The following is a 23,641-nucleotide window of genomic DNA, read 5'->3' as shown; positions in this document are numbered from 1 at the left end:
ACCTCCCCTCAAATATTATATTAAATATTGTCCAAAAAAACTAGCTGAAATCGATTCTTTTATTACATTACCATACCGCCATCAACATTTAACGTTTGACCTGTAATATATTTGCTTTGATCAGAAGCAAAAAATGTTACAGCATTTGCGATATCTTGCGCCTCACCAAACTGAGCTGCAGGAATTAATTTTAACATTTCAGCTTTTATATTTTCATCTAATACGTCTGTCATATCTGTCGCAATAAATCCAGGAGCAATTGCATTTACAGTAATATTACGGCTCGCTAACTCTTTTGCTGATGTTTTTGTTAATCCAATTACACCCGCTTTAGCAGCAACATAGTTTGCTTGTCCTGGGTTTCCCGTTACTCCGACAACAGAAGCAATATTTACAATACGTCCATGACGTTGACGCATCATATATCGAGATACTGCCTTTGTACATAAGAATACACCTTTTAGGTTTGTATTAATAACTGTATCCCATTCTTCTTCTTTCATACGCATTAATAAATTATCTTTTGTTACACCTGCATTATTCACAAGAATATCAACTTGTCCAAATGCATCTACAGTTTGTTTCACCATAGTTGTAACGTCTTCAGCATTTGCAACATCTGCTCTTACTGCAATTGCATCCGAACCTAATTTCTTTATTTCATCAACTACTTCATTTGCCTTTTGCTCGTTACCAGCATAATTTACTACAACATTTGCACCTTGTTTCGCTAAATCAATCGCAATTGCACGACCGATTCCACGTGAAGCACCCGTTACTAATGCTACTTTCCCTTTTAACATCAGTTTTCTCCTCTCAAATTCGAAATGGTATCTTGTAATGTCTCTTCATCATATATCGCGTATGCTTTCACTGATGAATCAATTGACTTCATAAGTCCAGCAAGTACTTTCCCAGGTCCAATCTCAATAAATGTATCTACCCCTTGACTCACCATGTATTCAATGGATGGGTACCATAAGACAGGCGAATAGAGCTGCTCGATTAGCTTTTCTTGAATATGCGCACCACTTGTAATAACGTCTGCTGTTACATTTGCGATAACCGGAATATTCGTATCTTGAATTGTAATTTCATTTAAGACACTTTGGAATTTCTCCGCTGCTGGCTTCATAAGCGAAGAGTGGAACGGTCCACTTACCTTAAGCGGAACAGCTCTCTTTGCACCATTTTCTTTCGCTCTTTGAGAAGCAATCTCGACTCCTTGCTTTGTTCCAGAAATCACAATTTGCTTCGTACTATTCATATTAGCAATTTGTACTGCATATCCTTCACTTGTTACTTCTTCTGTAACTTGTTTCAGCATATGTGGATCAGCACCTAAAATAGCCGCCATTGCACCTTCTCCGCCAGGAACAGCTTCTTCCATATATTCCCCACGTTTCCTTACAGCATATACTGCGTCTTCAAAAGTTATTGCACCCGCCGCTACAAGAGCGCTATATTCACCTAAACTATGCCCTGCGACAAAGTCTGGTGTAATATCATACTCTTTTAAAGCTGTCAAAATAGCAAAACTCGTTGTTAATAAGGCCGGTTGCGCATTTGTCGTTAACGTAAGCTTGTCTTGCGGCCCTTCAAAAATCACTTCCGAAAGTGAATCTTGCAATACCTCATCTGCTTTTGCAAATACATTTGCAACCTCTTTATTATTCTCTGCTAACTGTTTACCCATTCCAACTGCCTGTGAACCTTGGCCCGGAAAAAGAAATGCTAGTTTTCCCATTTCAAATCCTCCTCTTATTGGAGTGGCTCTTTCTCCATTACGCTTGAAATAGTAGGAATAACTTCTTTCGCTACCATTTCTCTCGTCTGACGAATCGCACTAAATATCGATTGGTCATTGGAAGAACCGTGAGCCTTAATGACAGGAGCCTTCAATCCAAATAATGCCGCTCCTCCATACTCCGAATAATCCATTTTATCTTTTAATACCATAAGTTTTGGCTTTAATACCGCTGCTGCTAATTTGCTCGTAAACGAACTCATTAACTGTTCTTTTAACATAGAGAATAATGCAAGTGCTGTTCCTTCTAATGATTTCAGTGCTACATTCCCTGTAAAACCATCACATACTACAACATCTGCTACACCTTGCAATAAATCTCTTGATTCAACGTTCCCAACGAAATGAATTGGGGCATCCTTAAGCATTGCAAAGACTTGTTTTGAAAGCTCGTTACCTTTGCCATCTTCTGTTCCAACGTTTAAAAGTCCAACGCGAGGATTTTTAATTCCTCTTACTTTCTCAGCATATACAGATCCCATTACTGCATATTGATATAAATGAATTGGTTTTGCATCAACGTTCGCTCCAACATCTAACATAACAAAACCTTCTCCATCAACAGTTGGCATTGTAGGGGATAAAGCTGGTCGCTCAATTCCTTCCATACGACCTACAACAAACAATCCAGCCGCCATTAAAGCTCCTGTGCTACCAGCTGATATACAAGCATCCGCTACACCGTCTTTCACTTGCTGTGCTGCTAGTACCATTGAAGCTTGTTTTTTTCGACGAACCGCTCTTACTGGTTCATCTGTCGATTCTATTTTTTCCTCTGTATGAAGTATAGTAATTCGTTCTTCACTCGTTAAGTATTGACGAATTTCCTCTTCTTTCCCTACTAACGTAATATGTAAATCAGAATATTCCTTAATAGCTTTCATTGCTCCTAGTACGACAGCCTTTGGAGCATGATCGCCGCCCATTGCATCTATTGCGATTTTCATAAGTTGTTACCTTCCTCACTATAATTACTAGATCGATACATTTCAAAAGTGCCTGTGAAAACAAGTTCTTCTCCAACAAAGCTACGCACTTTGACAACCGTCCGTCCTTTATCATTCTCTACATCTTCAACGCGCGCTTTCGCAACGACACGCTCTCCTAATTTTACAGGACGAATGTACCGAATGGTAGACTTTGCAGTTAATGCTAATTCTTCATCAATAACTGCAACAGCTAGTGAGTTTGCTTGTGCAAACAAATGATGCCCACGAGCAATTTGATTTCTTTTAAATACGTGTTCTACCTTCACTTCAAAAATAGAAATCGCATGTCTATCTAATTCTATATCGATAATTTCTCCGACAACCTCTTCTAACGGTAAAGATTTCACATCTTCTTCATGTTGCTTTGTAGCTACATGTTTAATTCTTTCTCTTAATTCAGGAATAGATAATTCCATACGATCAAGACGTACGGTTTGTATACTCACCTGAAATTTTTCTGCTAAATCTTCATCCGTAATAAAAGGATTCGTTTCTATAGTTTGTTGTAATAATTCTTGTCTTTCTTTTTTACTTCTTCTTTTTTTCATACCGCACCATCCATTTTTATGACTAGGTACTAACAGTAGTATATAATCATTAAAAGTAGAATGCAACAAAAACTTTCGTTGCCTCCCTTTAATCGAGCTTCTCTCCCTGGAACACACCTGTCCCGTCAAGATACTTACGCAGCGACGCATATTGATCATTATGCCAAAACGCTTCTGAATCTACTAGTAACGCCGCATCTTGTCTAGCTGTTTCTAACGCTCGATAATCATGTACCATATCAGCAACCTTGAATTCTGGTAAACCACTTTGTTTACTTCCAAAGAAATCTCCAGGACCTCTTAACTCTAAATCTTTTTCTGACAATACAAATCCATCATTCGTTTCGGTCATAATACGCATTCGCTCTTTTCCTGTTTCCGATTTCGGATCTGCGATTAATAAACAATACGATTGTTCACTACCACGACCAACACGCCCTCTCAGCTGATGCAGCTGCGATAAACCGAAACGCTCGGCGTCATAAATAACCATTACAGTCGCATTCGGTACGTTCACACCTACTTCAACAACTGTTGTCGATACAAGAATTTGCACGTTATTTTCACTAAATTGCCCCATTATCTCTTCTTTTTCCTGAGCTGATAATCTTCCATGCATTAATCCGACTTGACATTTCCCTTGATAATGATGAGTCAACATACTATGTAAGTCGATTGCATTTTGTACATCCAGTTTCTCAGATTCTTCAATAAGAGGACAAATAACATATGCTTGTCTTCCTTTTTTTATCTCTTTCTCTACAAAACCTAGAACACGGTCTAACATATCATGTTTTGCCCAGTATGTTTCAATTACCTTCCTACCAGCTGGCATCTCATCGATTATAGAAACATCCATCTCCCCAAATGCGGTAATTGCTAGCGTACGCGGAATTGGTGTTGCTGTCATAAATAATACGTCTGGACTTTCACCTTTCTCCCTTAAAACTCGTCGCTGCGCTACACCAAATCGATGTTGTTCATCAGTAATCACGAGACCTAACCTATGAAAAATAACTTCATCTTGAATTAAAGCATGTGTTCCAACAAGGATATCTATTTCTCCTTGCTCTAATTTCGCCAAAATCTCTCGACGTCTCGCGCCTTTAACTGAACTTGTTAATAATTCAACTTTCATACCAAAGTGCGAGAACGTCTCTGCGAGCGATTGATAATGTTGTTCTGCTAAAATTTCTGTAGGAACCATTAAAGCACCTTGATAATGTGCTAATTTCGCTGCATAAAGACCAATTGCTGCAACCACCGTTTTACCAGAACCTACATCACCTTGCAACAGACGATTCATTCGATAAGGAGATGTCATATCTTTCATAATTTCATCCACAACACGGCGTTGCGCGCCAGTTAACGGAAACGGAAGTGCATCGATAAACTCTTGCAATGCTGCTGAAGGAATTTCTTTTTTCGTCCCTTTCGAATTTTCTCTCTCCATTTTCCGTAATGTTTGCATTTTAAGCTGGAATAAGAAAAACTCCTCATATACAAAACGGCGACGCGCTTGCTTTAAATCTTCCTGTCCTGCCGGAAAATGCAACGCCCGAAGCGCTTCATAACGTGGCAATAATTTATATCGACTTAGCAATCCATCAGGCAACACTTCGACTATAGAATCTCCGTACTCCTTTAGCGCTTGTGCAATAAAACGGCGCATCTGTTTTACTGTAAGCTTCCCTTTCACTGAGTATACCGGTTCTACTTCTTGTTGACGTACAACTGGTCCAAAGTGAAGTTCTGATACTGCAATCGTTTGACGATGCTGATCCCATTTACCAGTAATCGTTACCGTTTCATCTAAAGTTAACTTCTGCTTATAGTACGGCCTATTAAAACATACAGCTGTAATTAAATAACGACCGACGAGGACGCGAACCGTAAGACGCGATTTTTTCTTCCCATAATATTGTAGTAAAGGAGCACTATGAACTTTCCCCTCAACTGTTACACGTTCATCATGCTTTACTTCAGCAAGATCTTTCATCGCATAATCTTCATAACGGTACGGAAAATGCTCTAATAGATGAGAAACTGTATAAATTCCCATCTCGTGTAGTAATTCAGATGTTTCTCCTCCGATTCCCTTTACATCCGTAACAGGAACTTGTACAACTTCATTCAAGATTCTCACGCTCCGTCACATTATTTTCTTTCATTCATTATCCATTAACGCGATTGACATCTGTAATCGCTCTCTTTCACCTTATATATTCTATCATAGGCATTCTAAGAGAAACTACTCAAATCCCTCATAAGCAGCACGAAAGAAAAGAGCCTCACTATTAGCAGCAAGGCTCTTTTTTATCTACAATATGCTAGCCTTTTGAATAAAAACTAGTAATAAACTTCATATTACTACTTATTATCCATTAGCAAGTAAATAATCCATTTATTTTCAAAACGAATTTTTTCTTATTCTACAGAGAAGATGAAAGAATACACCGGTTGGTTTCCAGCATGTACTTCTACTTCTGCATCTTCAAAGTTCTCTTCTACAAATTCAACTAACTCAGCTACTTCTTCATCAGTTGCATCTTCACCTTGTAGAATCGTTACGATTTCAGAATCTTCATCAATAAGCGCTTCTAGTAATTGCTTTGCAGCTCCTACTTTTTCAGCATTTGTTGATACGATTTTTCCATCTGCAATACACATGAAGTCATCTTTTTGAATTGCTACACCATCAATTTCCGTATCACGTACAGCATACGTAATTTGACCAGTTTTCACATGAGATAAAGCTTCTTTCATGTTTTCTTCATTTTCTTCTAACGTTCCAACTGGGTTAAATGCTAACATTGCAGCCATACCTTGAGGAACTGTTTTTGAACGAACTACAATTACTTCTTGATCGACAACTGACGCTGCTTGTTCTGCTGCCATCACGATATTCCCGTTATTCGGTAAAATAATGATTTTTTCAGCGTTCGCTTCTTCAATCGCCTTCACAATATCCTCCGTACTTGGATTCATTGTTTGGCCACCTTCGATAACTTTCGTAGCGCCAATGCTCTCAAATAAAGTTTTAATACCAGATCCCATAGCTACAGTTACGATACCGTATGGTTGCTTCTCTTTAGACTGGCTAATTGGCTCAGGCATCATAGCAGGCTCATCTAATAAAGCAGTATGCTGTTCACGCATATTCTCTACTTTGATCTTAATTAAACTACCGTAACGTTGTCCATAGTTCATAGCGTCTCCAGGATGCTCTGCATGAATATGAACTTTTACAATCTCATCATCAGATACAACTAGTAAAGAATCACCATATACACTAATATCTTCACGGAATTTTTGTTCAGAGAAATTATGTTCTTTCACTTTTTCAGCTTCTAATTTCACCATGAACTCCGTACAATATCCATACTTAATATCTTCTGTACTCAATTGGCTTTGTACACTACGGTGATGTTCTGCGCGTACCATTTCATTCATAGATGGTTGCGTCGGCGCATCAGAAGAAATTGTTTCTCCTTTTAAGTCAGCTAAAAATCCCTCGTATACAACAACAAGACCTTTACCACCGCTATCTACAACGCCAACTTGTTTTAATACAGGTAATAAATCCGGCGTACGATTTAACGATGCATTTGCTTCTTTCACAACGTCTTCCATAAACAAAACAAAGTCGCGCTGTTTTTTCGCAACTGTTACTGCATATTTACCCGTTTCTCTAGCAACCGTTAAAATCGTTCCTTCAATCGGTTTCATAACCGCTTTGTAAGCCGCTTCTACTCCAGCTTCTAAGGCTTCAGCAAAATCAACTGTTGTTAATTCTTCTTTTTGCTCAATGGATTTTGAGAAACCACGGAATAACTGAGATAAAATAACTCCAGAGTTACCACGAGCTCCCATTAATAATCCTTTGGCTAAACTTACGCCGACTTTACCAGCATGTTGTGAAGGATTTGCTTTCACTTCACGTGCGCCTGAAGTCATAGATAAGTTCATGTTTGTACCGGTATCGCCATCTGGAACTGGAAATACGTTTAATGCATCAACAAGCTGAACATTATTTGTTAAATTATTCGCTCCTTGAATGATCATTTGTGATAAACGTTTTCCATCAATTTTTTGAATTGACACAGATTTTCCTCCTTAATGCACATTACAAGTTTATTACTTTAACTCCTTGTACGTAGATGTTTACAGAATCTACTGCTAGTCCTACAGTTTGATCTAATGTATATTTCACTTTCGTCTGCACGTTATGTGCTACTTCTGAAATTTTCGTACCATAGCTCACAATAATATACATATCAATATGTACTTCATCTTCATCTTTACGAACGATAACACCTCTAGTGAAGTTTTCTTTTCGTAAAATGTCTGTTAATCCATCTTTTAACTGATTTTTTGATGCCATACCTACGATACCGTAGCAATCTACCGCGGCACCTCCAGCAATTGTTGCAATTACATCTGTACTAATATCAATTTGACCGTACTTCGTTTTAATTTCAATTGACATCTCGTTTTCCCCCTTCATAAATGGTGAAAGTGAGTTAGACTACTTTAGTTACTATCATATAATCTTTTTAAAGAAAATTCCATCGTTCTTTCTTTTCACTCTCATATTTTATGTTTTAAATCACATGTTTTATGATGAGCAAAATAGTCCATTGTTATTATACAACATGTACCACTATAATATGTCAAGTAATTTTTCTTGATTTCAACTTTTCTTCATTGATATGTAGTGTCAAGTAATTTTTCTTGATTTCTTTTTTCTACAGTGTTGCATTCTCTATTTAGTTGTGTTAAATTATAGTAGTGTTTTTAGCATCGCATAAAAGACTAACATTGAAAAATTACGTATGGTAAGGTATCAAGGGAGGGAAATATAAATGGCTCGTGTTTGTGCTATTACTGGAAGAAAAGCTCGTTCTGGTAACTCTCGTTCTCACGCAATGAACGCTACAAAACGTAAGTGGGGCGCTAACCTTCAAAAAGTTCGCGTACGCATCGACGGAAAAGTTCAACGTGTTTACGTTTCTGCTAGAGCATTAAAATCTGGCAAAATCGAACGTGTTTAATAATAAAAAAAAGAGCCGATAGGCTCTTTTTTTACTATACCAATGAAAAAAGCACCGGTAATAGGTGCTTTTTTTAATCTTTTTTGAAGGTATTTAACATGGCACGAACAATTCCACCAAGAAATTTAGGTAACTTAATTGTATAAAATCTCATGGTTTCCCTCCTAATCCCCATTACTCCACTTGTTCACTATATGATGTAAGGAGCAAAATTGTTTCTTTAATCAGTGCTTCTTATCACCATTAATATGCCAGAAGTAAATGAAAAAGTACCTTTTTCCTCAACGAGTTCATTACTAATACAAAGTGTCGATCCCCACTCTATTGTTTTATTTGTTAGAGGATACTTAAAACCAAGTAATGTAATCCCTTCCACTATTTCAGTAACTGGTACAAAAGATACATAAGGGAAATTTTTATTTTCTTCAATTATATGTGTACCCACTTTTTTTACGCTTATTTCATTTTTATTGTCTACAATGCACATTTCTATTCCTACTTCTAATCCTTTTAAAAGCATCTGTATATTTGCTAAACCGTGATCCAACCTTCCGCCGGTAGCACCAAAAATACGAATTAATGCTGGATTTTGTTCTAACGCCCAGTTAATTGCAATTTCTAAATCTGTTTGATCTTTTTCACGAGGAACAATATGTAAGTCATTTGTTTGCTGTCCCATCCATTCTAATTCCTCTTCAGTAACCGAATCGTAATCTCCAAACGCAACAGCTGGAGTAATCCCTCCTTTTAACAAACGATATACTCCTCTATCAACTGCCGCCCACACTACTTTCTCATTTTCATATCGAGAAAAATCTGCACAATATTCCGCAGGTCCTCCCGCTAAAATATGAATAATCATGTTTCCTTCCCCTTCTATTGTAAAAAGGCAATCTGCCATTCGGTAGATTGCCTTTTTACATATTTTTTCTCTATCCTTTATAAATAGTGAAAACCTAGTACACTAGAAGATTCACTAGGATAAAGACTCGTTCATTCATTATCCACGAATGACACGAATTGCTTCACCGCGGTCTTTTTGATTGTATACAGCTGATCCAGCTACAAGTACATTTGCTCCTGCTTCCACACAAAGTCTTGCTGTTTCAGCGTTTACACCACCATCAACTTCAATTTCTACGTCTAGATTGCGCTCTTTAACCATGTCTGCAACTTGTTTAATTTTTGGTAATACGGAATGGATAAATTTCTGTCCACCAAATCCAGGGTTTACTGTCATAAGTAATACCATATCGATATCTTCTAATACATGCTCAATTACTGAAACTGGCGTATGCGGATTTAATACAACTCCCGCTTTAATGCCATGAGATTTAATTAACTGAATTGTACGATGTAAATGAGGGCATGCCTCTACATGAACAGTAATAATATCCGCTCCCGCTTTTGCGAAAGTTGGGATATAGTTATCAGGATTTTCAATCATTAAATGTACATCTAATGGTAACGATGTAATCGGACGGATTGCTTCTACAATTAATGGTCCAATCGTAATATTTGGTACGAAATGTCCATCCATTACATCGACGTGAATATAATCTGCTCCGCCCTTTTCTACATCTTTAATTTCTTCCCCTAATTTTGAAAAATCTGCTGATAAGATCGATGGTGCAATTTTAATCATAACTAATACCTCGGCTTTCTCTCTCTAATTTCTTCTACGAATTGTTTGTAATTCTTATAACGATATTCTGTAATCTTCCCTTCTTCAACCGCTGCCTTCACAGCGCATTTCGGTTCAGAAAGATGTGTACACCCTCTAAATTTACAGTATTGGCTCGCTTCTTTCAACTCTGGAAAACAATATGTAAGATCTTCTACCTCGATATCTATGAAATCAAGTGAACTAAAACCAGGTGTATCTGCCACTAGTCCGCTTCCAATCGCAATCAATTCCACGTGTCTTGTCGTATGTTTCCCGCGTCCTAAATGCGAGGAAATATCATTCGTTTTCAGTTCTAACTCTGGACGTAAAACGTTTAGCATAGAAGATTTTCCAACACCTGATTGTCCTGCAACGACAGAAACACAACCTTCTAAGAATGGTTTTAAAATATCAATACTTTCCGATGTATTTATAGAAGTAAATAATACATCATATCCCATCTCACGATAGTCATTTGCATAAGATTCAACAGTCTCTCTCATTTTTTCATCTACTAAATCCATCTTACTAATGCAAATAATCGGTTTAATATTATGATATTCGATCAGCACTAAAAATCGATCTAACAGTCCCGGATTAAAATCTGGTTCTACTGCGGAGAAAACAAGGATGGCTTGATCAACATTAGCAATAGGAGGCCTAACAAGTTCATTTTTTCGATCAAATACTTCAAGCACGTATCCTTCAGTTGGATTATCTGCTTGAAAAACAACTTGGTCTCCTACCAGTGGTGTAATTTTATTTTTTCTAAACACACCACGCCCGCGACATTGTGTAATCCCTTCTTCATGCTGCACATAATAAAACCCACTTAGAGCTTTTACAATTTTTCCTTCTGGCATATAATTCTCCTTTATTTTGTATAAAGTGAAGCTGTAATTAAAATTATTAAATAATGATTTCAAAACCCGTCATATATGCAAGTTATTATATTTAACCTACCATCAAATTTAAAATATTATTTATAACAGTATCACTTTTATAGCTTTTTGAATCATATATTTTTGCCTGTTATACTTTCTACTATATGTAGACAGCATAACAGGCAAGAGTAATACATCCCATCCTCTTTAAACAGAACATGGAATTCATTATTATTGAGTTGGGTAAGGTACTTCTTTGTCGATAATCGTTACACCATCTCGCACAATTTTATAGTGTCCTTTTGTGCCTTCTTGAATTACAAATTCTAATGAAATAGTTGCCGACTCTGAAATTGTTCTAGTTTCAATTGGTCTATCCATTTTTTGTTGCATATCTTCTTTATAAATTTCTATCGTTTGTGGTTTTTTCTCACCTATTATAGAAGACTCATACGGAATAGAAATATTATCTACTTTCACTGTTTTCGTTACTTTCGGCTTAGGACCTTCTGAGATGACAATCGTCACTTTATCTCCTTCTTTTAACGGCGTTCCCGGTTTTGGAGATTGCGAAATGACAAGTCCTTTATCAACAGTATCGGAATACTCTCGTTTTATATCTGGAGTTAGTTTTCTCTCATTCAAATAACCATTTACGCTATTTTCAGTCCATCCTGAAAAATCACCTGGTCTAATTTGATAAGGACCTTTACTTACCCAAATTTTCAGCTCTTGTTCCGCTTCTACTACCATTTGATCCGGCGTCGGAATTTGCTCAACGATTTCACCTTTTGGCCTATCATTTTCAATATAATTTATTGTAACTTGCTTATATTTTTCTTCTAATTCATTCCTTATACTCTCAAAGTCTTTTCCTGTGAAATCACTCATCTTGTTTTTCTTTTTTCCACCTGATTGATAGATAGTAATTTTAGAGTTTTCTTTCACGACTCTCCCTGCTACAGGGTCTGTTTTTATGACATCACCGACTTCTACATCATCTGTATATACAATATTAGGTTCCGTAACCTCAAAACCCTTTTCAACTAATGTATTTACTGCTGTCGTATATTTCATACCAGCCACATCAGGGACTTTCACATCTTTGGGAATAAAGAATCCTGGAATAACAGTAAGCGCTAACGTTATTCCAATCGCTAAAAGTAAAAATGTTGTAATTAAAATTTTGAGCCATTTATTACTTCGTTTTTTCTTCTTATTTAATTCTGCTTCTTCGTTTCTTGTCTGTTCATCCACTTTACTTCCTTTTAAAACAATTGTTTCATCAGTTACATTTTCGAATAATTGTTCTTGTTGAATAATCGGAATCGCTTTTGTCGCTTCCATATCTTCCGGTATGTAAAATGGCTGCTCATTTATCCTCTCTGGATATAGCGCAGTTTCAATATCTCGTTTCATCGCATTGGCAGATTGATATCGATGAAACGGATCTTTTGCAGTTGCCTTTAATATAATATTTTCCACACTTTGTGGAATATTTTCATTCCATCTTTTTGGAGACGGAATTTCACTTTGTAAATGCTTCAAAGCTATAGCAACAGCAGATTCGCCAGAAAACGGTTGTCTTCCTGTTAACAACTCAAACATAACAATCCCTAGGGAATAAATATCTGATTGTTTATTTGCTATCCCGCCGCGCGCTTGTTCTGGTGATAAGTAATGCACCGAACCGAGTACCGAATTTGTATGTGTAATTGTTGTTGCACTTGTAGCTGTCGCAATTCCAAAATCTGTTACTTTTATTACTCCATCAGTTCGAATTAATATGTTGTGCGGTTTTATATCACGGTGCACAATTTCAAAGTGATGGGCGTGTGCCATGGCGGATGTTAACTGCTCCATAATATCAAGAGCTTCTCCTATAGGTAACATCCCTCGCTCGATTATGTATTGTTTCAATGTTTGTCCTGGTACATACTCCATTACAAGATAATATATACCATCTTCTTCTCCGACATCATACATATTCACAATATTTGGATGCGACAACGTTGTAACAGACTGCGCTTCTCGATGGAAACGTTTAATAAACTCTTCGTTATTTGAATAGTCGAGTCTTAATATTTTTACCGCTACATCCCGGCCCAGTATTTCATCATGAGCTAAATACACATTGGCCATTCCACCGCCACCAATCATTTTCAGTAGCTTATAACGGTCATTTAAGCGTTTTCCAATCAGCACGTTGCACTTCACCTACTTTCGTTTGTCGAACCCGCATAATCAATAAGAACAAGGGTGATATTATCTTCCCCGCCACGATCATTCGCCAATTGAATGAGGCGTTGTCCCTTAGCTTCTAGCTGTTCATTTAACTGTAAAATTTGTTGCATATCAGCAATAGAAACTTTGTTAGATAATCCATCAGAGCAAAGAAGTAACTGATCATCTTCCTCAAGCACTAGTGTTTTAACATCTAATCCGACTTTTTCTTCTGTTCCTAATGCTCTTAACAAAACATTCTTTTTCGGGTGATATTCTGCGTCTTCTTTTGAAATTTCACCATGTCTCACAAGTTCATTTACAAGTGAATGATCTTCCGTTACAAGCGAGATTTTCCCCTCTGATATCATATAGCAACGACTATCTCCTATGTGACCTATTGTCACAAAGTTTGGCGTACAAATTGCTATTATAAGCGTTGTTCCCATGCCATTACATTCTACATGTTGCTTAGAGTACTCATACACACGCTCATTAATAATCCCAACACTAGTATGTAACCACTCTTCTACTTTTTTTGGCTCATTCATATTATGCGTTTGCTTCCAATAATCATGGAATAATTGAATGGTCATCGAGCTAGCTACATCACCAGCTCGATGACCTCCCATTCCATCTGCTACTACCGCTAAAATATTTCCATCTAAATTGTGAAAAACTCCTGCACTATCTTCATTATGTTGACGAACTTTTCCTTTATCTGATAGAAACACGGCTTTCATCTCGTCACCTCGTCTCTTCTTTGCGCTCCTTCGCACGCAACTGACCGCAGGCTGCATCAATATCATGACCTTGTTCACGGCGAATCGTTACATTTACTCCACGATCTTTTAACGTTTTTTCAAATAAGAAAATTTGTTCACGTGGCGTACGTACATAATCACGTTCAGGTACGTAGTTTACCGGAATTAAGTTTACATGACATTTTACACCTTTTAAGAGCGCAGCAAGCTCTTCAGCGTGCTCAACTTGGTCATTTTCTCCCCCAAATAGTCCATATTCAAAAGTAATACGACGACCTGTTCTATTTACATAGTATTTAATAGCTTCCATTAAATCAGGTAGCTTATAAGCACGGTTAATCGGCATTAATTTTGAACGTAATTCTGAGTTTGGAGCATGCAGTGAAATCGCAAAATTAATTTGTAAGTCTTCTTCAGCGAACTTATAAATTTTCGGGATAATTCCACTTGTCGAAACTGTCATATGTCTTGCACCAATATGAAGTCCTTTTTCATGATTAATAATGCGTAAGAATCCCATTAAATTATCGTAGTTATCAAATGGTTCTCCAATTCCCATAACAACAAGAGAGCTTACACGTTCTTCTGATTCATCAAGTGCACGTTGCACTTCTACTACTTGTGCTACAATTTCTCCAGCTTCTAGGTTTCGTTTTAAACCACCAAGCGTTGAAGCACAGAATGTACATCCAATACGACAACCTACTTGCGTTGTTACACAAATTGAATTTCCATATTCATGTCGCATTAATACCGTTTCAATAGAATATCCATCATATAATTGGAATAAGAATTTAATCGTTCCATCCGAAGACGTTTGTTTTACTAACGTGTTTAAAGTAGTAATATCAAAGGAATTCGACAATTTATCACGCAATCCTTTAGAAAGGTTTGACATATCCTCATAATTTTTCACACGTTTTTTATATAGCCAGTCAAAAATTTGCCCAGCACGGAACTTTGGTTCTCCTTGTTCCTTTAACCACTCTTGCATTTCATGAAGTTGTAAAGAGTAAATTGATGGTTTTTTCGTTTCTAAATTTTTCTTTTGTTTTCTCACAGTCGTTTCCACGATGCTACACCTTCTTCCTTAAACAAGCAATATAAAAGCCATCTGTTGCAAAATAATGCGGTAAAATTTGTACTTGACCTTCATCAATATACGGACTTAACTTTTCTGGCATACGCTCTTTTATCGTAGTATCCCACTCAAATTCAGGATGCTCTTGTAAAAATTGCTCTATTACTTGTTCATTTTCTATTTTCTCAATTGTGCACGTACTATAAACAAGGCGACCACCTTGTTTTAATAACGGTGCGATTTTTTCTAGTATTGCAAGTTGAATCGTTGATAATCTTTCACTATCGCCTTTATCTTTACCTAACTTAATATCAGGCTTACGTCTAATTACACCAAATCCAGAACATGGGGCATCTACTAATATTTTATCAAACGTTCCATTTGCAAAATGCTCTTGCACTTTTCTAGCATCTAATGCCTTTGTTTCGACATTTTCTAGACCAAGTCGCTCTGCTTGTTGTTTAATTAAACGTACTTTATGTGCATGTAAATCCAGGGACATAACTTGGCCAGTTCCTTTTAATCGCTCTGCAATATGCGTTGTTTTTCCGCCTGGAGCAGCACAGCTATCAAGAACTACATCTCCCTCATCTGGTTCTAGAGCGCGCGCTACCAGCATAGAACTTTCATCTTGAATAGAAAGAAAACCTTTTTTAAACGCATCTGTGTGCGCTACATTCCCTTTTTCAATTTGAATTGCATCATCTGATAAATCGCCACGCTTCGCTTCTATACCTTCACTAGCCAATAATTTAATTGCTTCTTCTACTGTTATTTTATCAACATTTACACGCGCCGTTGGTACAGGCGGTAACATGTTCACTTCACACATTTTCTCAGCAGTTTCTAAACCATATTCTGAAGTCCACTCTTGGACAAGCCAAACTGGATGACTTGTTGCAATTGCCAAACGTTCTACTGGATCTTTGATTTCATCTACAGAAGGTACACCTTCTCTTTGAATGGAACGTAATACACCGTTCACCATACCAGCGATTCCTTTATGGCCGCGACGCTTTGCGATCTCGACGGCTTCATGAATAGCCGCTCTTTCGGGCACTCGGTCTAAATAAATCATTTGATATAAAGATAAGCGAAGCAATACTCTTACCCACGCCTCAACCTTCTTTTTTAAAAAAGGCTGTAAATAGTAATCTAATGTGTCACGACGCTGAATCGTTCCATATACAATTTCAGTTAATAAACCAATATCTTTTCTATCAATTGTACTTTTTTCAATTAGATTATTTAAAAGTAAGTTACTGTATGCACCACTTTTTTCTACTTGAATTAAACCATCAAGAGCTAATTCACGAACATTTTGTCTCATGCATTTTCTCCTAACTTCGTTCCAATTTCAGGTTTTGTGCCACGTAAAAATTGTGAACAACTCATACGCTTTTTACCAGAAGGTTGCAACTCAGTAACTTTAACACCCGTTTCATTACCAGTCGCTACAACAAAACCATCTTCTTCGATCGCAACAATCGTACCTGCTTCAGCTGATTTTGTTACAGGTACTTTTTCTCCCCACCATACTTTAACAACTTGTCCTGCTAAAGTTGTATAAGCAACTGGCCATGGATTCAATCCGCGAATGTGATTGTATACTTCTTCACCTGTTTTTGTCCAATCAATTTTCTCTTGCTCACGTTTTATATTATATGCAAACGTTACTTCTTCTTCATTTTGTTTAATCGGTTCTAGCTTACCTTGAATTAATAAAGGTACTGTTTTAGATAGAAGATGCGCTCCTGCTTCACTTAACTTATCAAATAACGAGCCTGTCGTTTCACGCTCTTCAATTTCCACTTCTACTTGCGTTAAGATGTCACCAGCATCCAATTTTTCTACCATATACATAATTGTAATACCTGTTTTCTCTTTCCCTTCCATAATTGCATAATGGATTGGCGCACCACCACGAAGTTCAGGCAGTAAAGAGGCGTGGACGTTAATACATCCATACTTCGGCGCTTCTAAAATTTCATTTGGTACAATTTGGCCGAATGCAGCTGTTACAATTAAATCTGGCTCTAATGCCAATACTTTTTCATATTCGTCTTTTTCACGAATTCTTAACGGTTGTAACACTGGAATACCATGTTTTTCTGCTTCCACTTTAACAGGTGTAGGTGTTAATACTTTCTTTCTGCCTACCGGACGATCTGGTTGCGTCACAACACCTATTACATCATAGCCATCTTCAATAAGACGACGAAGCACCGGCACTGAAAAGTCCGGTGTTCCCATAAATACTACTTTTATCATTTAAAAACCGCTCCTTTTAATACCTATTCTAATTCGTTTTCCTCATAATATCTCGTCACTTTCGATGTAAATAACACACCATGTAAATGATCGATTTCATGTTGAATTGCACGCGCTAAAAATCCTTCTGCTTCTAGTAAAAATACTTTACCTCGGCGATTTTGCGCACGTACTTTAATATAATCCGCACGTTCCACTTCACCATAAAGTCCCGGGAAGCTTAAACAGCCTTCGGGACCTACTTGTTCACCACGTTTTTCTAGTATCGATGGATTGATTAACTCGATTTTCCCCGTATCATCACCGATATCAACTACCGCCACTTGCAAGCTTACCCCTACTTGAGGCGCAGCTAAACCGACTCCGTCCGCAATTAACATTGTTTCATGCATATCTTTCAACAATTTCACTAACTTTTTATCAAAGTTAATTACTCTTTCACACGGTGTTTCTAACACTTCATTTGGGTGCTTTACTATTTCTAAAACTGCCATATTTCCCTCCGCTACATTAACATTGTTGGATTAAAATCAATTGAGATTTGTAGCTCTTTTTGCATTTCTGCTTGATAATGTTCATTTACCATTTTGAGCACGTTCTTTAAGTTTGGTTCCCGTTTGTATTTTATCATGCATTGATAACGATATCTATCTTTTATCCTTGGAATTGCTGAAGCAACTGGTCCTAACACCATTGTTTGCTGCGAGCAGTGCGACCGTAAATGACCGACAATTTTTTCCGTTACTTGTACTGCTTTTAATAATTCCGGGTGAGATACTGTCACAAGTACAACATAGTAATAAGGTGGATATTGTCTCGTTCGTCTCATTTGCATTTCTTGATCAAAAAACACATCATATTGTTGGTTCTTTGCTAACTCTATACTGTAATGTTCTGGCGTATACGTTTGAATTATAACTTCCCCTGGCAATTCATGTCGGCCTGCTCGTCCACTTACTTGCGTCAATAACTGATAAGTCTTTTCACTCGCTCGAAAATCAGGTAAATGAAGCATCGTGTCCGCAGTTAAAACCCCAACAAGCGTTACTTTTGGAAAATCTAATCCCTTCGCAATCATTTGTGTTCCAAGTAATATATCTGCTTTTTCTTCCCCGAATGCCTTTAATAATTTTTCATGCATTCCTTTACGACTTGTCGTATCTACATCCATTCGAATGACTCGTGCCTCTGGAAATAGTTTTGTAATTTCTTCTTCTACCTTTTGTGTACCTGTACCAAAGAAACGAATGTATGTACTTTGACAAGCAGGACAAGCAGTCGGCATATTCTCTTCGTAGCTACAATAATGACATTTTAAACGATGATTCATTTTATGATATGTCAGTGAGATATCACAATGCGGACATTGGACAACATAGCCACAATCACGACACATAACAAATGTAGAATGACCTCTTCTATTTAAAAACAGCACCATTTGTTCTTTCTTTTCTAACCGATCTGCTATTTTTTCATGCAGTGCCTTTGAAAACATGGAACGATTCCCGTCACGAAGTTCTTCACGCATATCAACAATCTCTACTGTCGGTAAAGCTTGTTCATTCATACGCTTTTCCATCGTCAGTAATTCATACACACCTTTTTTTGCTCTTGCAAATGATTCAAGTGTCGGTGTTGCACTGCCAAGAACGATAGGACATTTATGATATTGTCCCCTCCACACAGCTACATCCCTTGCATGATATCTCGGATTATCTTCTTGCTTATAGCTCGATTCATGTTCCTCATCAATAATAATAATCCCTAAATTTTCAAAAGGAGCAAATACGGCTGAACGTGCACCAACTACAACTTTCACTTCTTTTCTTAAAATCTTACGCCATTCATCATATTTTTCTCCAACAGACAGCGCACTATGAAGAACTGCAACTTGCGAGCCAAATCTACCTTTAAAACGATCTACCATCTGAGGCGTTAGTGCAATTTCAGGAACAAGTACAATAGCTTCTTTTCCCTTCTTGAGCACAGCTGCTATAGATTGTAAATATACTTCTGTTTTTCCGCTCCCTGTAACACCATATAGTAAAAATGGATTGTAAGTTTCATTTGTAATTGATGATAAAATCGGTGTAATAACTTGCTGTTGTTCCTCCGTAAGCGGGAATGGTTTCGTTTGTTCAAAATCATCATCGTCATACGGATTTCGGTACACTTCCACATACTTTTCTGAGAGTAGCCCCTTTTTAACAAGTGCTTTAATCGGAGCATCTGTTATTTGTAACTCTTCTGTTATTACTTTCAACGGTACACTTTTATAATTTTCCACAAAATAATAGAGGACATCTTGTTGTTTTTTGCTTTTCAATTCAAATGCTGCTAATTCTAATTTATCTTCTGGCAACTCCGGTTGTACGACTCTTTGTTTCTTCTTTTGCACTTTGTCTTTTACTTGATACACAACTTCAATCGTGCCATGTTTAATTTCTTGTTGAATCGTACGGTATAGATGTGGCTGCGTCTCAACCGCTTCCCAATCTATCGCTTCTTTATCCTGAAATAAAAACAGTAGTTCAGGTGCTACTTCTTCTTGTTTACGAAGTTGTAGACGCTTTTTATATGTTGCTTTTATCGCCGTTGGAAGCATAACTTGAAAAGCTGAAATCATATAGCATAATGTTTCACTTGTAAGCCAATATCCAAGTTTTAATAATTCCTCGTTTAATACCGGTGTTACATCTAATATTTCATGGATTGTTTTTAACTTCTTACTTTCTACTTCAGCCGAATCTTTAATCCCAATAATAAAACCTTGCAATTTTCTCGGGCCAAATGGAACTACTACACGCATACCTGTTTGGACAATATCTTCCCATTTTTTAGGGATAATATAATCAAATGGTCGATCTGTCTGACATGCAGGTACATCAACAATTACACTTGCAAATTTCATAGACGATCATCTTCTAACATCGTTTCAATTTGCTTTAATATTTCACGGGCGACCTCTTTCTTCGTTAAAAGTGGCAACTCTATAATTTCTCCATCTTTTCTATACATTGTTACAATGTTCGTATCTGTACCAAATCCAGCTCCTTGCGCCTTTACATCGTTCGCAACAATCATATTTGCATTTTTCTCACGTAATTTTTTCGTTGCGTATTCCTCTACGTTTGTCGTTTCAGCCGCAAAACCGATAAGTAACTGTTTCTCTTTCATCTCACCTAATGTTTTTAAAATATCTACTGTTCTCTCGAGTTCAATTACAGCATCACCATTTTTCTTTTTCATTTTATTATCATGAACATATTTCGGGCGATAGTCTGCAACTGCTGCTGTTTTTATGACAACATCTACGTTTTGATAATATTGAAGAACTGTCTCTAACATATCTTGTGCAGATTCCACTTGCACCGTAGTTACATGTAGCGGTGGATTTAGTGCTGTCGGTCCCGAAACGAGTATGACATCAGCACCTAAGTTCGAGGCCACTTCCGCAATCGCATAACCCATTTTTCCAGAAGAAAAATTGGTCATAAAACGAACTGGATCAATCTTTTCGCGAGTTGGACCAGCAGTTATTAATATTCTTTTTCCTTGCAATGGTTTTTGTTCTGAAAAAGCCTCTTCTAGCCGTGCAATAATCGCTTCAGGTTCTTCTAATCTTCCCTTCGCTACATAACCACAAGCTAAAAAGCCTTCTCCAGGCTCAATAAATGTATATCCTAACGTTTTTAACGTCATCATATTTTTTTGAACAATTTTATTTTCATACATATGCACATTCATAGCAGGTGCAATCCACACTGGGGCTGTAGTAGCTAACAAAGTAGTTGTAATCATATCATCCGCAATACCGTTAGCTAACTTTCCAATACAATTGGCTGTAGCAGGTGCAACAAGTACAACATCAGCCCAATCCGCTAAATCGATATGAGCAATAACAGCTGAATCTTTCTCATCGAATGTATCCGTATATACATCATGGCGAGAAAGCGCTTGGAATGTAAGAGGTGTAACAAACTTCATTGCCGACTCACTCATCATTACTTTTACAATAGCACCAGCTTGTGTCAATTTACTCGTTAACGCAGCCGCTTTAAAGACCGCAATGCCTCCTGTTACACATAAAAGTATCTTTTTCCCTTTTAGCATATGGCTCGTCCTCTTTCTTTTTCAAACTTATCCATACTGAAACAAAATTCTTATCTCGTCAGTATCAATACTTCTTCCCTACCGTAAAAAAATAACAACCTACTTGTAAATAGGTTGTTACCGTTACATAGAAAATTATAAAGTCTATGTTCTAAATTGTCGAAGACAAAGTCTTATTCAGTTACTTTATCTTCACTTGGTACGTAGCTTAACGCTTCAATATCGATTTCTTCTAATGCTTTACCTACACATTTATGAGAAACCGGTTTTTCTACAACACAGTTATTAGCAAGTTGCATTTCGCGCGCACGTTTTGCAGCCACTGTTACAAGTGTATATTTAGAATCGATTTTTGTTAATAATGAATCAATTGATGGATTTAACATAATTATAGACCCTCCGTCATTTCTTTATAATATTTTGCTACTCTTTCGCGGCGGCAATGTTCGCCAACCACAATTGCTTTAATTCTTTCACAAGCTAGTTCAACTTGATCGTTTTCTACAACGTAGTCGTAAGCGTCCATCATATCAATTTCTTCTTTCGCTACCGTTAAACGATTTTCAATAACATCTTCAGTTTCTGTACCACGACCAACAATTCGGTTCTTTAGTTCAGATAAACTTGGAGGTGCTAAGAAAATAAATACACCTTCTGGGAAAGCTTTCTTAACTTGAATTGCTCCTTGCACTTCAATTTCTAAGAATACATCTTTTCCTTCTTGTAATGTTTTTTCAACATAGTCAATCGGTGTTCCGTAATAATTACCTACGAATTCAGCCCACTCAAGTAATTTTTCATTACGAATCATTTCCTCAAATTCTTCTCTCTCTTTAAAGAAATAATCCACACCATCCACTTCACCTTCACGTGGCTTACGTGTCGTTACTGAAATGGAGTACTGAAAACGTGTATCCTCATGACTAAACAGCTCTTTTCGAACCGTTCCTTTACCAACCCCAGAAGGTCCTGAAAGAACGATGAGCAATCCTCTTCTACTTCTCATAAATATGTAAAACCTACCCTTCCTCACTTAAATCTTCTTTATTATTCAAACGATGTGCAATCGTCTCTGGCTGAATTGGACTTAATACAACATGCCCATCATCCATAACAATAACCGCCCTTGTTTTTCTCCCATACGTAGCATCAAGCAAAGCATTATGTTCGCGTGCTTCTTGTACTGTTCGTTTAATAGGAGCTGACTCCGGACTTACAATAGCAATAATTCGATGAGCAGATACAATATTTCCGTATCCAATATTTAAAAACCGCATGGCCATAGTTTGCGCCTCCTAGTAAGTCTATCCGATTTCTCCACCACGTATAACTTTATATATTTTTTGAAAGCTACTCAATATTTTGTACTTGTTCACGAATTTTTTCAAGGTTATTTTTCATTTCTACAACATATTTTGAAATTGTTAAGTCATTCGCCTTAGAACCAATCGTATTAATTTCTCTATGCATCTCCTGCACGATGAAATCCATTTTCCTTCCAACAGGCTCTTCAATCTGCAGTGTTTCACGAAATTGCTCTAAATGACTTTGCAAACGAACTAACTCTTCGTGAATATCACAACGCTCAGCAAAGATTGCAACTTCTGTTAGCAATCTTTGTTCATCTAGATCTTGATTATGTAATTCTTTTAAGCGATTTTCTAATCGTTCACGATATTTTTGCGTAACAATTGGTGCATGCGGAATAATTGCATCTACACAATTGTGAATCTCTTGTAAACGATACGCTATATCTTTATGTAATCGTTCTCCTTCGCCATCTCTCATGGTTTTTAACATATGAGCAGCTTGGCGAACCGCCTCATATAAACTGTTCTCAAATTGTTCATTTACATTTTCTACTTCTTCAATCGCTGTTACTTCTGGCATTGCCATTAATTGCTGAAGCGTAATAGAATCTTGTAATTGAAATTTTCCTTTTATATCTTCCATAATCGATTGGTACTGCTCAAGAAGCGACCAATTCACACTTAATTTTCTTTCAACAAGCCCTTCACCCGTTATACTAATAGACACTTCAATACGTCCACGTCGAACTTGTTCTGCAATTATTTTACGAATTTTGTCTTCGAATACCATCATTTGCTTCGGAAGTCGAATACTCATCTCTAGAAAACGGTGGTTTACCGATTTCATTTCTACTGTAATTTGAAAAGTATCATTTTCTACTTTCGACCTTCCAAATCCTGTCATACTACAAATCATTTTTTATCACATCCA

Annotated in this window: 24 protein-coding genes; 1 reads left to right on the top strand and 23 read right to left on the bottom strand. The window is 37.1% G+C overall.

Annotation, left to right across the window (positions count from 1 at the left end; translation table 11 throughout):
- Window positions 1-62 precede the first annotated feature (62 nt).
- The 7 genes from fabG to ACZ76X_RS13485 form a co-directional block, all read right to left on the bottom strand.
- Entirely contained in the window at window positions 63-803 is a 741-nt protein-coding gene (fabG, locus tag ACZ76X_RS13515; RefSeq protein WP_016718306.1) for a 3-oxoacyl-[acyl-carrier-protein] reductase, read from the bottom strand.
- Window positions 803-1,747 (bottom strand): ACP S-malonyltransferase, encoded by a 945-nt coding sequence (gene fabD / locus ACZ76X_RS13510; RefSeq protein ID WP_342715501.1) that lies wholly within the window; start codon window positions 1,745-1,747, stop codon window positions 803-805. The genes fabG and fabD overlap by 1 nt, the downstream gene beginning before the upstream one ends.
- A gap of 14 nt (window positions 1,748-1,761) precedes the next feature.
- A complete protein-coding gene (gene plsX / locus ACZ76X_RS13505) occupies window positions 1,762-2,754 on the bottom strand; it encodes a phosphate acyltransferase PlsX (protein WP_479850678.1) in 993 nt (330 codons plus the stop codon).
- A complete protein-coding gene (gene fapR, locus ACZ76X_RS13500; RefSeq protein WP_000747352.1) occupies window positions 2,751-3,344 on the bottom strand; it encodes a transcription factor FapR in 594 nt (197 codons plus the stop codon). The genes plsX and fapR overlap by 4 nt, the downstream gene beginning before the upstream one ends.
- 88 nt (window positions 3,345-3,432) lie before the next feature.
- Window positions 3,433-5,481, bottom strand: coding sequence for an ATP-dependent DNA helicase RecG (recG, locus tag ACZ76X_RS13495; RefSeq protein WP_479850677.1), 2,049 nt, complete (start codon window positions 5,479-5,481; stop codon window positions 3,433-3,435).
- A gap of 290 nt (window positions 5,482-5,771) precedes the next feature.
- A complete protein-coding gene (locus tag ACZ76X_RS13490) occupies window positions 5,772-7,448 on the bottom strand; it encodes a DAK2 domain-containing protein (protein ID WP_098667723.1) in 1,677 nt (558 codons plus the stop codon).
- 22 nt (window positions 7,449-7,470) lie between these two features.
- Window positions 7,471-7,833, bottom strand: a complete 363-nt coding sequence (locus ACZ76X_RS13485; protein WP_000021109.1) for an Asp23/Gls24 family envelope stress response protein — start codon at window positions 7,831-7,833, stop codon at window positions 7,471-7,473.
- A 376-nt stretch (window positions 7,834-8,209) separates the two neighbouring features.
- On the opposite strand from ACZ76X_RS13485, the gene rpmB reads away from it, so the two are divergent.
- Window positions 8,210-8,398 carry a 50S ribosomal protein L28 gene (rpmB, locus tag ACZ76X_RS13480; protein WP_000124776.1) on the top strand — a complete coding sequence of 63 codons (189 nt, stop codon included), beginning with the start codon at window positions 8,210-8,212 and terminating at the stop codon, window positions 8,396-8,398.
- A 73-nt stretch (window positions 8,399-8,471) separates the two neighbouring features.
- On the opposite strand, the gene spoVM is transcribed toward rpmB, so the two are convergent.
- From spoVM to ACZ76X_RS13400, 16 genes are all read right to left on the bottom strand, one after another.
- Window positions 8,472-8,552, bottom strand: a complete 81-nt coding sequence (spoVM, locus tag ACZ76X_RS13475; RefSeq protein WP_001213599.1) for a stage V sporulation protein SpoVM — start codon at window positions 8,550-8,552, stop codon at window positions 8,472-8,474.
- A gap of 66 nt (window positions 8,553-8,618) precedes the next feature.
- Complete coding sequence (locus ACZ76X_RS13470; RefSeq protein WP_306183379.1) at window positions 8,619-9,299, bottom strand: thiamine diphosphokinase; 681 nt, start codon at window positions 9,297-9,299, stop codon at window positions 8,619-8,621.
- Between the two features lie 99 nt (window positions 9,300-9,398).
- Window positions 9,399-10,043, bottom strand: a complete 645-nt coding sequence (gene rpe / locus ACZ76X_RS13465; protein WP_098667721.1) for a ribulose-phosphate 3-epimerase — start codon at window positions 10,041-10,043, stop codon at window positions 9,399-9,401.
- Between the two features lie 2 nt (window positions 10,044-10,045).
- The gene (gene rsgA, locus ACZ76X_RS13460; RefSeq protein WP_048530535.1) at window positions 10,046-10,927 is read right to left on the bottom strand and encodes a ribosome small subunit-dependent GTPase A; all 882 of its coding nucleotides are present in this window, start codon (window positions 10,925-10,927) and stop codon (window positions 10,046-10,048) included.
- Window positions 10,928-11,179: 252 nt separating this feature from the next.
- Window positions 11,180-13,153 carry a serine/threonine protein kinase PrkC gene (gene prkC, locus ACZ76X_RS13455; RefSeq protein WP_479850676.1) on the bottom strand — a complete coding sequence of 658 codons (1,974 nt, stop codon included), beginning with the start codon at window positions 13,151-13,153 and terminating at the stop codon, window positions 11,180-11,182.
- Window positions 13,154-13,161: 8 nt separating this feature from the next.
- The gene (locus tag ACZ76X_RS13450) at window positions 13,162-13,914 is read right to left on the bottom strand and encodes a Stp1/IreP family PP2C-type Ser/Thr phosphatase (RefSeq protein WP_479850675.1); all 753 of its coding nucleotides are present in this window, start codon (window positions 13,912-13,914) and stop codon (window positions 13,162-13,164) included.
- 4 nt (window positions 13,915-13,918) lie between these two features.
- On the bottom strand, window positions 13,919-15,007 hold the full coding sequence (gene rlmN, locus ACZ76X_RS13445) for a dual-specificity RNA methyltransferase RlmN (protein WP_048530542.1): 1,089 nt from the start codon (window positions 15,005-15,007) through the stop codon (window positions 13,919-13,921).
- A 4-nt stretch (window positions 15,008-15,011) separates the two neighbouring features.
- A complete protein-coding gene (gene rsmB / locus ACZ76X_RS13440) occupies window positions 15,012-16,346 on the bottom strand; it encodes a 16S rRNA (cytosine(967)-C(5))-methyltransferase RsmB (protein WP_342715508.1) in 1,335 nt (444 codons plus the stop codon).
- Window positions 16,343-17,287: a methionyl-tRNA formyltransferase gene (gene fmt, locus ACZ76X_RS13435; protein WP_000598791.1), complete on the bottom strand. Its 945-nt coding sequence runs from the start codon at window positions 17,285-17,287 to the stop codon at window positions 16,343-16,345. The genes rsmB and fmt overlap by 4 nt, the downstream gene beginning before the upstream one ends.
- Before the next feature lie 23 nt (window positions 17,288-17,310).
- Window positions 17,311-17,781, bottom strand: a complete 471-nt coding sequence (gene def, locus ACZ76X_RS13430) for a peptide deformylase (protein ID WP_000279468.1) — start codon at window positions 17,779-17,781, stop codon at window positions 17,311-17,313.
- Window positions 17,782-17,792: 11 nt separating this feature from the next.
- Window positions 17,793-20,198, bottom strand: coding sequence for a primosomal protein N' (priA, locus tag ACZ76X_RS13425; RefSeq protein ID WP_479850674.1), 2,406 nt, complete (start codon window positions 20,196-20,198; stop codon window positions 17,793-17,795).
- Complete coding sequence (gene coaBC, locus ACZ76X_RS13420; protein ID WP_479850673.1) at window positions 20,195-21,400, bottom strand: bifunctional phosphopantothenoylcysteine decarboxylase/phosphopantothenate--cysteine ligase CoaBC; 1,206 nt, start codon at window positions 21,398-21,400, stop codon at window positions 20,195-20,197. The genes priA and coaBC overlap by 4 nt, the downstream gene beginning before the upstream one ends.
- Window positions 21,401-21,573: 173 nt before the next feature.
- Window positions 21,574-21,786, bottom strand: a complete 213-nt coding sequence (gene rpoZ, locus ACZ76X_RS13415; protein WP_000933969.1) for a DNA-directed RNA polymerase subunit omega — start codon at window positions 21,784-21,786, stop codon at window positions 21,574-21,576.
- Between the two features lie 2 nt (window positions 21,787-21,788).
- Window positions 21,789-22,406: a guanylate kinase gene (gene gmk / locus ACZ76X_RS13410; RefSeq protein WP_001257738.1), complete on the bottom strand. Its 618-nt coding sequence runs from the start codon at window positions 22,404-22,406 to the stop codon at window positions 21,789-21,791.
- A gap of 13 nt (window positions 22,407-22,419) precedes the next feature.
- Complete coding sequence (gene remA, locus ACZ76X_RS13405) at window positions 22,420-22,683, bottom strand: extracellular matrix/biofilm regulator RemA (protein WP_001251456.1); 264 nt, start codon at window positions 22,681-22,683, stop codon at window positions 22,420-22,422.
- Between the two features lie 67 nt (window positions 22,684-22,750).
- Entirely contained in the window at window positions 22,751-23,626 is an 876-nt protein-coding gene (locus tag ACZ76X_RS13400) for a YicC/YloC family endoribonuclease (protein WP_098667714.1), read from the bottom strand.
- Window positions 23,627-23,641: the final 15 nt, after the last annotated feature.

Source organism: Bacillus sp. BC05(2025), from assembly GCF_056725905.1.
The sequence above is the reverse complement of the archived record's forward strand: the minus strand, read 5'-3'. Positions and strand labels throughout refer to the sequence as shown.

Coding starts and splice junctions, on each gene's coding strand:
- fabG (WP_016718306.1), bottom strand. CDS start 803: ATGTTAAAAGGGAAAGTAGCATTAGTAACGGGTGCTTCACGTGGAATC.
- fabD (WP_342715501.1), bottom strand. CDS start 1,747: ATGGGAAAACTAGCATTTCTTTTTCCGGGCCAAGGTTCACAGGCAGTT.
- plsX (WP_479850678.1), bottom strand. CDS start 2,754: ATGAAAATCGCAATAGATGCAATGGGCGGCGATCATGCTCCAAAGGCT.
- fapR (WP_000747352.1), bottom strand. CDS start 3,344: ATGAAAAAAAGAAGAAGTAAAAAAGAAAGACAAGAATTATTACAACAA.
- ACZ76X_RS13485 (WP_000021109.1), bottom strand. CDS start 7,833: ATGTCAATTGAAATTAAAACGAAGTACGGTCAAATTGATATTAGTACA.
- rpmB (WP_000124776.1), top strand. CDS start 8,210: ATGGCTCGTGTTTGTGCTATTACTGGAAGAAAAGCTCGTTCTGGTAAC.
- spoVM (WP_001213599.1), bottom strand. CDS start 8,552: ATGAGATTTTATACAATTAAGTTACCTAAATTTCTTGGTGGAATTGTT.
- ACZ76X_RS13470 (WP_306183379.1), bottom strand. CDS start 9,299: ATGGCAGATTGCCTTTTTACAATAGAAGGGGAAGGAAACATGATTATT.
- rpe (WP_098667721.1), bottom strand. CDS start 10,043: ATGATTAAAATTGCACCATCGATCTTATCAGCAGATTTTTCAAAATTA.
- rsgA (WP_048530535.1), bottom strand. CDS start 10,927: ATGCCAGAAGGAAAAATTGTAAAAGCTCTAAGTGGGTTTTATTATGTG.
- ACZ76X_RS13450 (WP_479850675.1), bottom strand. CDS start 13,914: ATGAAAGCCGTGTTTCTATCAGATAAAGGAAAAGTTCGTCAACATAAT.
- rsmB (WP_342715508.1), bottom strand. CDS start 16,346: ATGAGACAAAATGTTCGTGAATTAGCTCTTGATGGTTTAATTCAAGTA.
- fmt (WP_000598791.1), bottom strand. CDS start 17,287: ATGATAAAAGTAGTATTTATGGGAACACCGGACTTTTCAGTGCCGGTG.
- def (WP_000279468.1), bottom strand. CDS start 17,781: ATGGCAGTTTTAGAAATAGTAAAGCACCCAAATGAAGTGTTAGAAACA.
- priA (WP_479850674.1), bottom strand. CDS start 20,198: ATGAAATTTGCAAGTGTAATTGTTGATGTACCTGCATGTCAGACAGAT.
- coaBC (WP_479850673.1), bottom strand. CDS start 21,400: ATGCTAAAAGGGAAAAAGATACTTTTATGTGTAACAGGAGGCATTGCG.
- rpoZ (WP_000933969.1), bottom strand. CDS start 21,786: ATGTTAAATCCATCAATTGATTCATTATTAACAAAAATCGATTCTAAA.
- gmk (WP_001257738.1), bottom strand. CDS start 22,406: ATGAGAAGTAGAAGAGGATTGCTCATCGTTCTTTCAGGACCTTCTGGG.
- remA (WP_001251456.1), bottom strand. CDS start 22,683: ATGGCCATGCGGTTTTTAAATATTGGATACGGAAATATTGTATCTGCT.
- ACZ76X_RS13400 (WP_098667714.1), bottom strand. CDS start 23,626: ATGATTTGTAGTATGACAGGATTTGGAAGGTCGAAAGTAGAAAATGAT.